At 42.6% G+C, this 13,062-nt stretch carries 12 protein-coding genes; 7 read left to right on the top strand and 5 right to left on the bottom strand.

Going from position 1 to position 13,062, the window contains the following annotated elements:
• Window positions 1-2 precede the first annotated feature (2 nt).
• A complete protein-coding gene (locus tag ACPEPR_RS00265; protein ID WP_075174843.1) occupies window positions 3-929 on the top strand; it encodes a branched-chain amino acid transaminase in 927 nt (308 codons plus the stop codon).
• Between the two features lie 58 nt (window positions 930-987).
• On the opposite strand, the gene ACPEPR_RS00260 is transcribed toward ACPEPR_RS00265, so the two are convergent.
• Window positions 988-2,157: a nucleotide sugar dehydrogenase gene (locus tag ACPEPR_RS00260; protein ID WP_160240997.1), complete on the bottom strand. Its 1,170-nt coding sequence runs from the start codon at window positions 2,155-2,157 to the stop codon at window positions 988-990.
• 162 nt (window positions 2,158-2,319) lie between these two features.
• Between ACPEPR_RS00260 and ACPEPR_RS00255 the strand changes: the two genes are divergently transcribed.
• From ACPEPR_RS00255 to ACPEPR_RS00235, 5 genes are read left to right on the top strand one after another with little or no spacing between them, the layout of a single operon-like run.
• Entirely contained in the window at window positions 2,320-3,090 is a 771-nt protein-coding gene (locus ACPEPR_RS00255; protein ID WP_075174841.1) for a glycosyltransferase, read from the top strand.
• Window positions 3,091-3,111: 21 nt separating this feature from the next.
• On the top strand, window positions 3,112-3,855 hold the full coding sequence (locus tag ACPEPR_RS00250; RefSeq protein ID WP_104470822.1) for a hypothetical protein: 744 nt from the start codon (window positions 3,112-3,114) through the stop codon (window positions 3,853-3,855).
• A 3-nt stretch (window positions 3,856-3,858) separates the two neighbouring features.
• On the top strand, window positions 3,859-4,671 hold the full coding sequence (locus ACPEPR_RS00245; RefSeq protein ID WP_423561785.1) for a glycosyltransferase family 25 protein: 813 nt from the start codon (window positions 3,859-3,861) through the stop codon (window positions 4,669-4,671).
• A 6-nt stretch (window positions 4,672-4,677) separates the two neighbouring features.
• Window positions 4,678-5,736: a glycosyltransferase gene (locus ACPEPR_RS00240; protein WP_104505403.1), complete on the top strand. Its 1,059-nt coding sequence runs from the start codon at window positions 4,678-4,680 to the stop codon at window positions 5,734-5,736.
• A 20-nt stretch (window positions 5,737-5,756) separates the two neighbouring features.
• A complete protein-coding gene (locus ACPEPR_RS00235; protein WP_168370713.1) occupies window positions 5,757-6,806 on the top strand; it encodes a glycosyltransferase family 2 protein in 1,050 nt (349 codons plus the stop codon).
• A 22-nt stretch (window positions 6,807-6,828) separates the two neighbouring features.
• Here the strand turns inward: ACPEPR_RS00235 and ACPEPR_RS00230 are convergent, their stop codons facing one another.
• The 4 genes from ACPEPR_RS00230 to ACPEPR_RS00215 all read right to left on the bottom strand — a co-directional run bounded on the left by ACPEPR_RS00230 (window position 6,829) and on the right by ACPEPR_RS00215 (window position 10,745).
• Window positions 6,829-7,698 (bottom strand): lysophospholipid acyltransferase family protein, encoded by an 870-nt coding sequence (locus ACPEPR_RS00230; protein ID WP_423561784.1) that lies wholly within the window; start codon window positions 7,696-7,698, stop codon window positions 6,829-6,831.
• Window positions 7,699-7,721: 23 nt separating this feature from the next.
• Window positions 7,722-7,940: a hypothetical protein gene (locus tag ACPEPR_RS00225; RefSeq protein WP_005180031.1), complete on the bottom strand. Its 219-nt coding sequence runs from the start codon at window positions 7,938-7,940 to the stop codon at window positions 7,722-7,724.
• Window positions 7,941-8,051: 111 nt separating this feature from the next.
• Window positions 8,052-9,836, bottom strand: a complete 1,785-nt coding sequence (aspS, locus tag ACPEPR_RS00220) for an aspartate--tRNA ligase (RefSeq protein ID WP_045796021.1) — start codon at window positions 9,834-9,836, stop codon at window positions 8,052-8,054.
• Window positions 9,837-9,980: 144 nt separating this feature from the next.
• The gene (locus ACPEPR_RS00215) at window positions 9,981-10,745 is read right to left on the bottom strand and encodes a DUF4184 family protein (protein ID WP_168384234.1); all 765 of its coding nucleotides are present in this window, start codon (window positions 10,743-10,745) and stop codon (window positions 9,981-9,983) included.
• Window positions 10,746-10,887: 142 nt separating this feature from the next.
• On the opposite strand from ACPEPR_RS00215, the gene znuD reads away from it, so the two are divergent.
• On the top strand, window positions 10,888-13,035 hold the full coding sequence (gene znuD / locus ACPEPR_RS00210) for a zinc piracy TonB-dependent receptor ZnuD (RefSeq protein WP_423561783.1): 2,148 nt from the start codon (window positions 10,888-10,890) through the stop codon (window positions 13,033-13,035).
• The last annotated feature ends 27 nt before the right edge of the window (window positions 13,036-13,062 follow it).

Below are 13,062 nucleotides of genomic sequence, written 5' to 3'. Positions count from 1 at the left end.
GCATGAATTTGGCTGATCGTGATGGTTTTATTTGGCAAGATGGACAACTGGTTGACTGGCGTGAGGCCAAAACTCACGTGTTGACCCATACCCTGCATTACAGCATGGGTGTGTTTGAAGGTGTCCGTGCCTATGAAACCCCGAATGGAACGGCTATTTTCCGTCTAAAAGAGCACACAAAGCGTTTGTTAAATTCTGCAAAAATTTATCAAATGAAAGTGCCGTTTGATCAGGCAACTTTAGAGCAAGCACAAATTGATGTGGTGCGTGAAAATAAACTGGCATCTTGCTATTTACGTCCAATCATCTTTATTGGTTCTGAAAAACTCGGTATTGCGGCAACAGACAACACTATTCATGCCGTGGTTGCAGCGTGGAGCTGGGGTGCTTACCTGGGTGAAGAGGCAATGGCGAAGGGTATTCGCGTAAAAACCTCATCATTTACCCACCATCATCCAAACGTGACCATGTGTAAAGCCAAAGCGTCTGGTAACTATACGCTGTCGATTCTGGCACACCAAGAAGTGGCGCATTCAGGTTATGACGAAGCGATGCTGCTGGATCCACAAGGTTATGTGTGTCAAGGTTCGGGCGAAAACGTATTCCTGGTTAAAGATGGTGTGATTCATACCCCGGATATCGCTGGTGGTGCGCTGGATGGGATTACCCGTCAATCGATTATTACCATTGCTAAAGACTTGGGTTATGAGGTGGTTGAGCGCCGTATTACTCGTGATGAATTCTATATTGCCGATGAAGCCTTCTTTACGGGTACGGCTGCAGAAGTCACCCCGATTCGTGAATACGATGACCGTCAGATTGGTGAAGGTGTCCGTGGTCCAATCACCACGCAAATCCAGAAAGCCTACTTTGATGCAGTGCAGGGCAAAGACCCGAAATATGCACACTGGTTAACTTATGTAAAATAAGTGCAAACTGTAAAAAAGGACTCAGCTGAGTCCTTTTTTATGGGCTGGGAAAATGTTCTTAATCATCCATACCAAAAATATCGCGGCTATAGACTTTCTCCAGCACATCCGCCAGCTCATCGGATTGACGGTTGGCAACAATCACATCGCTATAGTGTTTAAATTCATTCAGATCCTGCATAACTTTGGAGTGAAAGAACTCATCTTCCTGCAAGGTCGGCTCGTAAATCACCACTTCCACGCCACGGCCTTTAATGCGTTTCATCACCCCCTGAATGGCCGATGCCCTAAAGTTGTCTGAACCACTTTTCATGACCAGACGGTAAATACCGACCACTTTCGGGTTGCGTTGCAGGACGGACTGGGCAATAAAATCTTTACGGGTGGCATTGGCATCGACAATGGCCTGAATTAAATTGCTCGGTACATTGTGATAGTTGGCCAGCAACTGTTTGGTGTCTTTCGGCAGGCAGTAGCCGCCGTAGCCAAAGGACGGGTTGTTATAATATTTGCCAATCCGCTGATCCAGACAGACGCCGTCAATAATCTGTCGGGTATCCAGCTGAAACAGCTGCGCATAGGTGTCCAGCTCATTGAAATAGGCCACGCGCATAGCCAGATAGGTGTTGGCAAATAGTTTGATGGCTTCGGCTTCGGTGGAACCGGTAAAGAGCACCGGGCAGTCTTTTTTGATGGCACCTTCGAGTAGCATATCGGCAAAGAGTCGGGCACGCTCTGACTGTTCACCGACAATAATCCGTGATGGATACAGGTTGTCGTGTAGGGCTTTGCCTTCACGTAAAAACTCCGGTGAAAAAATGATGTTGCCGCTGCGATATTTCTGTTTGATTTTTTCAGTAAATCCGACCGGAACGGTGGATTTGATGATCATGGTGGCGCAGGGATTAATTGACAGTACATCCTGAATCACGCTTTCAACACTGTCAGTATTAAAATAATTGGTCTGCGGGTCGTAATCGGTAGGCGTGGCGATAATCACATAATCGGCATCCTGATAGGCATCGGCCTGATGCAGGGTGGCTTTAAAATTCAGGTCTTTATTTTTCAGGAAGTCGCTAATTTCAGGGTCTTGCAGGGGAGAAATGCCATAATTCAGCAGTTCGACTTTTTCAGGAATGATATCGAGCGCCACTACTTCATGCTGCTGCGCAAAAATCATGGCATTGGAAAGGCCAACATAGCCGGTACCGACAATACTAATTTTCATAATCTATTGTTGTTCTGCGATGAGTTCTAATCTGCATCTTGAATGTGCAAGTTCGATGACGTTTTTCTGACAGTTATTTTGCAGTGGCTTTTCTTTGCAGCCATTCTGCTAATTTGTAACTCTGTGATATGATGGCGCCATTGCTCAGGTGGATCATGCGGCATGGCTTTACATGAAACAGAGATGAACTCTCAATCTTCTTTAATGCAGGAACAGAATGTTGTTCTGTGCATGAAATGGGGAACCAAATACGGTTCGGAATACGTTAACCGTTTGTACAATATGGTCAAACGCCATACCACAGTCGACTTTAAAATGGTCTGCCTGACTGACCGTACTGAAGGCATTAATCCGGAAGTAGAATGTTTTCCGATCCCGCCGCTGGCTTTGCCAGAAGGTGCGCCTGAGCGTGGCTGGAACAAGCTGTCGACGTTTGAGCCAGATTTATATGGCTTGACAGGCAATGCGCTATTTCTGGATTTAGATGTGGTCATTGTCGACAATATCGACGCATTTTTTACCCATCCGGGTGATTTTCTGATTATTCATGACTGGAAACGTCCATGGCGAATTACCGGCAACAGTTCGGTCTATCGTTTTAAACTGGGAGCTTTCCCGGGATTATTGCCGTATTTCCGTGAGCATTTTGATGAGATCCGTCAGAAATTCCGTAATGAGCAGGCGTATTTGTCTTGGTATGTCGATCAGGAGAAAAAATTAAGCTACTGGCCAGAGAGCTGGTGTAAAAGCTATAAATATCATTGTCTGCAAAAGATTCCGATGGCCTATTTTAAGCCGCCAGTGAAACCGGAAGGTGCCAAAATTATTATTTTCCATGGGGAAATTAATCCACCAGATGCAATTCATGGCGGTGGAGGAAAATGGTATCGCTATGTGTTGCCATCGGATTGGATTAAAGAGGCTTGGCAGTAGTCAATTTCGGGTTGTAGATAAATGCCTGTAAGAAAGAAAAGTAAATTTGAACAATGGTTTTCATTCAGTCGCCATCAGCGCCGTTTTGGTGCAGATAAAGTATATGCACAATTCAATGATGTAGATCTGGATAAACTAAAGACGACAAGAATAGAAGGCACTGAGTTAACGTATACACATGGCTCAGCAAAAGATTTAAATGAGCATATTGAGCAATTGAAACAGGAATTTGTCGGACAGCCTCAACTGAATCATTATCATGCCAGTTTGATTGTGCTGATTCGCCGTGAAGTCGATAGCCAAAATAATTATGCAAAATTTAAGGCTTTATGGCTGGCTGAACGAGATTTCCTGTTGCGTTCCTTAAATATTCGCTGGCTGATTTCTGCCTGCGATACTTTTATTGATTTTGATGAAGATGCCTGTTTAAAGGCAACGTTAATGAATGCTGTGGTTTTAATTAACACACTCAAGTTGCAAGAAACAGAGCGCTTTTTGTGTGATCAATCCATAACGGAGAATCCAAAACATCAGCAGCATTTGCAGCATCAGCGTTATGCCTTGTTTGATGGGACCTCCGCATTTGCAGTAGGTACCGATGATACCTTGCGAAATATGCGTTGGCGTTTGGAAAAGGTCTGTGAAATTCATCCACTTGGGCAAATTGTGATTGAGATTTTTGACCGTTTACAACGTGATGAAAATAACAATGTGTATTCACGTTTTAAGCAACGACATACGCGTGAAAAAACACGCTGGTGGTAACAGATGCAAGTACTGATTATCAATTTGGCGCGTTCAACTGAACGCTTGGCCTTTCAGCAGAAACAATTTGCTCGGCTCGGACTTTCTTTTCAGCGTTTAGATGCAGTATCGGTTGATGAGATTAGTGAAGAGGTCTATCAACGATTAGGTTTTGGTTGGCAACGACCACTCCGTAAAGTTGAAGTGGCCTGTTTTTTGAGTCATCAGAAAGCATGGGAAATCGTAGTTCAAACCAATGCGCCAGCGCTGATTTTAGAAGATGATGCAGTCTTAGCTAGTCATGTACCTCAGCTACTTAAAGACATTGAACATCATAATTTTAAAGATATTGATCTGATTAATTTTGAAGTCAGAAGCCGGAAGAAAATTATTTCTAAAATGCCAGTCTATTCTTTTGCAAATAGTCAGACCAACCTGTTTGAGTTGTATCAGGATCGGACAGGTGCAGCAGGCTATATTTTGTATCCCTCCGGTGCTCAAAAATTATTAGATAAGCTTGAAACATCTGCACCCGCCATCGCAGATGGATTTATTTTTAGTCATTATGGTTTAAATAGTTTACAAGCTGAGCCAGCTGCAGTGATTCAAGAAGATCAGCTAGCGGCTTATGGTTTAGTGCCTGAGGAACAGTTTGAGTCGGTGATTGGGCGTTCTGAACATCATAAACCTGTGTATGCATCTGCTGCGGAAAAAAGAAAATTTAAGACTAGACGTCTTGCAGGGCAGTGGGCAATGGCTTGTCGTTATGTGCAAGTGATGTTTAAAGCGCAAAAGCGTTTTATTGCTTTAGATAAAAACAAATTCAAACAGGTTTAATTGCCAATGAAAAAGAAAGTAATTCTTGCAATTTTTACTCTGCAAGGGAATGGAGCTGAGCGCTTTGCATTAACCCTTGCCAAAGGCATTAATGATGCGGGGTATGAAGCTCATATTATTTATTTTAAAGATATTATTGATTTGCCGATTCCTGAAGGTGTAAAAACACACTTTTTTAATTACCAAAAATTCCGTGCTATTCCTAAATTTATGCGGGCAAATATTGCAGCTAAAGCATTTGATAAATTTATTCTAAACGAGATTGGTACTCCTGATCTGGTTCTCTCAAATTTATTCCCTGTAGATTTTGTTTTGTGCAAAAGTAAGCTGCCAAATGTACATCTAGTTATTCATAATACAACTAGTCAGGAATATGCTGGTCGTTTAGATAATAAAATGATGAAACAGCTCAAAAAGGTTTATTTAGCCAAGCCTTGTGTTGGGGTGAGTCAAGGTGTTACAGATGATTTTAAACAGCTTTTTGAAACTGAAAACATCTCAACTATTTATAATCCAATTGATGTGGAATCCATATTAAAAAGTGCAGAGGAATATATTCCGGATGTTGATGGACCATATATTGTAAATGTAGGTAAATTTAAGCAGCAAAAACGTCATGATATTCTTATTAAAGCTTATGCACAGGCCAATATAGATGAGAAGCTTGTACTGGTTGGTACGGGCGAACTTATGGAACAGTCTAAACAGCTGGCTAAAGAATTAGAGGTAGAGCATAAAGTTATTTTTACGGGCTTTAAAAAGAATCCATATCCTTATATTAAGCATGCAAAATTAATGGTGGTATCTTCTGATTTTGAAGGATTTAGTATTGCTATTTTAGAGGGCTTAGCTCTGGGAACGCCAGTTATTAGTACGGATTGTCCTTCTGGACCAAGGGAGGTATTACCTTCGCAATATTTAGTATCTGTAGGGGATAGTGATCATTTAGCTGAAAAGTTAAAATATTTTTCCCAGAATAAGTGCCTTCTTGATAATCCTTTAAATGAAAAATTCTTAATACATACTGCGATAAAATCTTATTTAGATTTGATAAATATGAATTAGAACTCTATTGGATAGGTATTATGAGTTTAGTAAATATACATGATCAAAAATTACCGAAATTAAGTATTTTAATTCCGGTCTATAATGTTGCAGATTATCTTGTTGATTGTCTGACTTCATTATTAAAACAAGTCGATCATCAGGTTGAAATTATTGCATTAGATGATGCCTCAAGTGATGGTTGTACGAAAATTTTACAAGATCTACAAAAGCATTATCCTCAGTTGCAGGTAATTTATCAAAAACAAAATTTCGGAGTATCTGCTGCACGTAATAATTTAAAAAAATATGCTAAGGGTGAATATATTTGGTTCATTGATTCTGATGATATTGTTAGAGAAGGGGCATATGAGGTTATTCTTCAAGCTATTGACGAATTCTATGGGGTGGACGTTATCATTGGAGACTATTATTTATGGGAGCCTGCGAAACAGAATGCCTTACGCTTAGAAAAAACTTTTTTAGGTAGGACGAATGTAAAACTAGATAATATTGAGAATAGTTTTTTATTTAATTTAAATAAACTTAGAAAAAATTATATTTGGTGTCATATTTATAATCGCCATCTGTTAGATAAGGTAGAATTCCCATCACGTGCACGTTTTGAAGATATTTTTTTTATAACAGATATTTCTATTCTGTGTAATTCATATGTTTATATCTCTCATCCTTTAGTTAATTATAGATCTCGTCCGAACTCTAGTACGACTTCTAAAAAGAGCTGTAGTTATATTAATGACTATCTGTCTGCCTTTTTATATCGGAGTCAAAAATTGAAGAGTAATATACAAATGGAACCATCGAAAAAGGCCTATATGTATTATAAAATATATAATAATTATGTGGGTACATTAAAAAATATTGGTCAGGATGCTACCTTGACTCTAGATGAGAAGAGTGAATTAATACGTTATATTGATCAGAATTTTAAAGTAGAATTTGATCATATCTATGAGCAGTGTTTTAAAACTGTGGATATCTTTCGTCGATTGTTATTGAGGAAGAAACAAAAAAATTCTCAAAAGTATTATTTGCAGTACCTATTAATGGATATCTCTGCTGCCTCTTAAGTTTTTATTATTGGGGATATATTTAGAAGGTCCTGTATAAATTACAATCACCTTCAACCTTCCTAAACCTTTTATACCCCCACAAATACTGTTCTGGAGCGACATTAATCATGCGCTCCATTTCTTTATTAAGCGTATCGACTGAAAGCTGCAAATCTTTGGCATTAATCTCTGCAGACAAAGTCTGCACATGCAGCTCAAAGCCACTTAAATCTTCACGGCGTAAACAGCTTAAGCCAATCACTGAACACTGGGTCTTGGCTGCCAGTTTAGAGAGCAGGGTAGAGGAAAGTGCATTCTGACCAAAGAAAGGTGAGTAAATACCACCCGACTCTTTAGGCACATGATCTGGTAAAATTGCGGCAAATCCACCTTGTTTCAAATGTTTAAATAAGGCACGTACCCCCGTTTCATCGGTGGGTACCAGTGTGGCATTAAGGCGCTGCCGTGCTTCCAGCATAAACCGGTCTACATCCGGATTTTTGCTCGGTTTATACATAATGACCGGTGCAGTATGTAAATTCACCCAGGCATTCATCAATTCCCAGGTGCCAAAATGCGGCACCACTGCCAAGGTCCCATTCGGGTTTTGCAGGGCGTCTAAAAAAATATCTTCTCCATGCACAGCCTTGATCTGTTCAAGGGCAAACTCCGGCGCAGAACCCCAAATCTTGACCGATTCTGCATAGGTCATACATTGGCTTTTCAGGCTGCGCCGCGTGAGTTGCTCCCGTTCTGATTCAGATAACTCCGGATAAGCAGACTTTAAATTAATTTCGGTCACACGTCGGGCAGAAGAATTGCTCACATACAGCAACCAGCCCACAGATCGGGCGGTGACCTGAATCAAGCGCAGGGGGAGTCTGGAGAAATTTTTAAGAAGGGAATACATGAATCAAGCAAGGGTCCGCGCAATTATGGTCGATCTGCATTGCCTTTTAAGACCATATAAATCAGGCCGACAAAAATCAGCAAGGCGCCGATAATACTACTCAGGCTGAAATACACAATACGGTCATTGGTATCAAGTGCAAACAGGTTATTCGCCAAGATATAACGCATGAACAGCCATTGTACAATCGAAAAGACAATAAGCATGATGCCACGGTTACGTACTGCAGGACGCATTGCCATCGCTGAATCACCTAAGAATGAAAACTGCAGTTATTATGCCATTGCTCGGCAGTGATCTCAATGTAATAAAAAAGCCCCGCAAGTGCAGGGCTTCTTTAGAATGACAAGCTATTATTCTTGAGATTCCGCTTTTGGTTTTTCACGTAAGCGAATACCCAAATCACGCAGTTGAGTCGCTTCAACTGGTGCTGGTGCTTGAGTCAATGGACATTCAGCAGTCTTGGTTTTCGGGAATGCAATCACATCACGAATAGACGCACCGCCAGTCATCAGCATCACTAAACGGTCCAGACCGAATGCTAGACCACCGTGTGGAGGCGCACCGTAACGTAAAGCATTTAGTAAGAAGCTGAATTTCTCTTCAGCTTCTTCTTCACCAATACCTAAAGCTTCAAAGATGGCTTTTTGCATTTCCAGGTTGTGAATACGCAGTGAACCACCACCGATTTCAGTGCCGTTCAATACCATATCGTAAGCGACAGACAGCGCAGCACCCGGGTTATTCTTCACTTCTTCAACGCTTGATTTTGGCAGCGTGAATGGGTGATGCACAGAAGTCCATTTGCCATCATCAGTTTCTTCGAACATTGGGAAGTCAACTACCCAAAGCGGAGCCCATTCGCACGTCGAAAGATTCATGTCGTGACCAATCTTGACACGAAGCGCGCCCATCGCATCGTTTACAACTTTGGCTTTATCTGCACCGAAGAAGACGATGTCACCATTTTCAGCACCAACGCGTTTTAAGAGATCCAGCACGATTGGCTCGATGAATTTCACGATTGGCGATTGCAGGCCTTCGATACCTTTTTCAAGTTCGTTGACTTTGATGTAAGCCAGACCTTTGGCACCGTAGATACCCACGAATTTGGTGTATTCATCAATTGCACTACGTGGCAGTGAACCTGCACCCGGAACGCGAAGTGCCACAATACGGCCTTTCGGATCTTTGGCAGGGCCAGCGAATACCTTGAACTCAACGTCTTGCATTAAATCTGCAACATCAATCAGTTTCAACGGAATACGCAGGTCCGGTTTGTCCGATGCATAGTCACGCATCGCATCGGCATAGGTCATACGCGGGAATTTGTCGAATTCAACGTTTAGAAGTTCTTTGAACATCTTCACCGTCAAACGTTCCATCAAATCCATGATGTCATCGTCGCTCATGAACGATGTTTCAACGTCGATCTGGGTAAATTCTGGCTGACGGTCCGCACGTAAGTCTTCGTCACGGAAACATTTGGCGATTTGGTAATAACGGTCAATACCACCCACCATCAATAACTGTTTGAACAGCTGTGGTGATTGTGGCAGTGCATAGAAGCTACCGTTAGACACACGGCTTGGAACCAGATAGTCACGTGCACCTTCAGGCGTTGCACGAGTCAAAATTGGGGTTTCAACGTCTAGGAAACCGTTGTCTTCGAAGTAGTTACGAATCAGGTTGGTCAGTTTAGAACGGAAACGTAAGCGCTCTAACATTTCTGGACGGCGGATGTCCAGGAAGCGGTATTTCAGACGGATTTCTTCAGAAATATTGGTGTTTTCATCATTCAGTGGGAATGGCGGCGTTTCAGATTGAGCCAGCACTTCAATTTCTTTGCCCAATACTTCAATCTGGCCACTGACCATATTGGCATTTTCAGTACCCGCATAACGGCGGCGTACACGGCCTGTAATTTTTAATACGAATTCAGAACGAGCTTTATCTGCTGTGGCAAATGCTTCTGGGGTATCCGGGTCGATAACCACTTGTACCAGACCATCACGGTCACGCATATCCAGGAAGATCACACCACCGTGGTCACGGCGACGATGTACCCAACCACACAAGGTTACGGTTTGGTCGATTTGAGCTTCGGTTAAAGAACCGCAGTAATGAGTTCGCATCATAGCGTAAAAAATCCAACTATATGGGTTAATGACAGCGCATACGTAAACAGCGTACCGCTTGAAGTAAATGTTGGATTATGCCTCTTTGCAGGTTTTGTCACAAGAACTAGCGTGAAAAACCCGGCAATTTCCTGCTATTTCGAGTTAACCGAACTCATGATTGCGGTCCAGAATCTGAAATAAAATACAGCCCGTGGTTAAAATGATTAAGGCACCCTGACTAAACTCATTAAAAGCCCGGCCCAGAAAATAATAACGATGGCTATACCACAGTTCATCACTGAAATAGCGGGCATAATCCCAGACCGAATAAGCACCTAGCAAAATGGCCAGGCCAATCAGGATGGCTGCCGCTTGTTTGACCCGTCGGCTCACTGGCCAGTGCTGACGATAGCGCTGATAATAACGCCAGCACATCCACAGCAAAAACGGCAGGGCCAGAAGCGAACTGCCAATCTGCAAGATAAAATGTAGTGGATAGGTCTGGGAGAACCAGGACACCGGCTGGTTTAAAAAATCATGAAAGGCGAAAGTGCGAAAGTCGACGTGAGTTAAACCATCCCAAATTAAATGGGTAGCATTGCCCAGCAATAGTCCCAGCACCATCGCAAGTAAAAAACCAAGGGCCGACTTGAATGAATCCAGATTGAGCTCATGTTGTATGCCTAGCGCCCGATACAGCACCGGACGATAAATCAGATACCATGCCGCACAAAAAGCCAGACCCAGCCATAAATTTGGATGAACAATTGAACTCCATAAATGATTCAAGCCGCCCTGATCGGTGGTAAATAAACGGCTTAAATCGGGCAGCATACAGCCAATAGCGAGGGCCGCAACGGGAAGACGATGACCTGTCAGCTGGGCAATGGGAGGTGCTAAAACCGCATGAGATAAGGTAAAGGGCATACAGGCGTAGACAATAAAAACAGAAAAATCCGTGAGGCCCTATAGCTTAACCAAGCAAAGATGAATTTTATGTTTTTTATTGCAAAACAGTTGAAATGTTATATTATAACATTATTCAAATTTGTTACTCTGAGCCTGAGTCATGTCCTTCCATAAGAATTTAATAACACTGTCTATTTTTGCTGTTGTGGCCCCTGCGGTTTTTGCAGATGAGGCGAATCTATCCAATGCACAGCAACTTGAAACCATCCAGCTAAAAGCCCATCCTCTGGTTCAGACTGCAGCGGACTTTGCGGTAGCAGATCAGGTGGTGGAACAGAAAGTATTGGCTGAACGCCCAACAACCATTGGTGATGCACTGGCTGATGAACTAGGTGTATATTCAAATCAGTACGGCACAGGTTCAAGCCGTCCTGTGATTCGTGGTCAAGATGGTCCGCGTGTCAAAGTCTTACAACACGCATCTGAAACTGCCGATGTATCGACTTTATCTCCAGACCATACGGTTACGGTAGATCCAATTCTAGCAAAACAGGTTGAAGTGATTCGTGGTCCATCGACTTTACTTTATGGTGCCGGTACTGTCGGTGGTTTGGTCAATGTAACCGATCAGAAAATTCCAACCCAAATGCCAGCAGATGGCTTAGAGGGCACCGTCGGCGTGCGCTATAACTCGGGTAGCGATGAGAAGCTGGCCAGTGCGGGGGTAACAGCAGCAATTGGTGACAACTTTGCCTTACGTGTAGAAGGCTCCAAACGTAAAGCAAATAACTATATTACGCCGGATTACTGGGTAGAACATCATAATGATGAAGCTGGCCATGAAGATCATGATCATGGACATGATGCTGAAGAAGAACATGAAACACATTTTGATAAAGCCCGTCGTGTAGACAATACCTTTGCAGAAGGGCAAACCGTGAATATTGGCGGCTCATGGATTCATGACCGTGGTTTTGTCGGGGTGTCTTATAGCAACCGTCAGGACAAATACGGTTTACCAGGGCATAGTCATGAATATCATGGTTGTGGGCCAGATCATGACAATCCGAATATAATTGAATGTCCTCCTCACGATGATCATGGTGATGACCATGCGCATCATGGTGGTCCATGGGTCGATCTGGAATCACACCGTTATGACGTCCGTGCTGAGCTGGACCAGCCATTTTCCGGCTTTGACAAGTTACGTGCCCATGCCAGCTATACCGATTATGAACATGACGAGCTGGAAGAAAATGAAGTCATCAGTAACTTTAAAAATAAAGGTTATGATGCCCGTTTAGAATTGGTACATAAACCAGTCGCCGGTTGGGAAGGGGTCTTTGGTACCCAATATAGTCAACAAAATATTGATTTATCCGGTGAGATGGTTCCACATGATGATCATTTTCATGAATCAGTCTTAATGCCAGATACTAAAACGGAAAAATATAGCCTGTTTGGTTTAGAACATAAGCAGTTTGGTGATGTGCATGTGGAATTGGGTGCACGTGTAGAACATCAAAAAATTGATGTAGATTCAACTCAAAAAGACTATTCAGATACCGGTGTTTCAGGTTCAGCAGCAGCCAATTGGCAGTTTACTCCAAACTATAAGCTTTCTGTGGTTGGCTCGCATCAGCAACGTTTACCACTGGCACAAGAGTTGTATGCGGACGGTATTCACTTTGCCACCAATACCTATGAGCGTGGAAATGAGGATCTGGATGTTGAGAAGTCAAATAACCTTGAGTTAGGTCTGCATTATGAAGGTGCGAAACTCGACTATCATGTGCATGTTTATCACAACTGGTTTGATAACTATATTTATGGCTCAACAACCGACAGCGAAGGAACATTCCGTCTAGTTGATTATAAACAAGACAAAGCCCGTTTCTACGGTACAGAAGCGCAGTTAGGCTATGCCATTAACGATGCTTATAAAGTTAGCCTGTTTGGTGACTATGTGCGTGGCAAAATTGATGGTGAAAATGCCCCGCGTGTACCCGCAGGCCGTTTAGGTACCAAAGTAGAAGCCGATTTTGCTGACGGCTGGTCAGGTCTGGCAGAGTACTATCATGTCTTTAAACAGGACCAGATTGCCAGCTATGAACAGGAAACCCAAGGCTATAACATGGTCAATGTCGGTCTGGCTTATGCAGGTGCCATGGCGAATAACCAGGACTACCGCGTGTTCTTTAAAGCCAATAACCTGCTGGATGATCAGGTTTATTCACATACCTCATTCCTGTCCAACATTCCGCAAGTGGGCCGTAATTTTACCGTTGGTTTAGAATATAACTTCTAAGCAAAACTTAAATTTATTGCCAAAATC

It is taken from the genome of Acinetobacter sp. AND/436, from assembly GCF_049546925.1.
Taxonomy (GTDB): Bacteria; Pseudomonadota; Gammaproteobacteria; order Pseudomonadales; family Moraxellaceae; genus Acinetobacter; species Acinetobacter indicus.
This window is presented reverse-complemented; position numbering and strand designations above follow the sequence as displayed.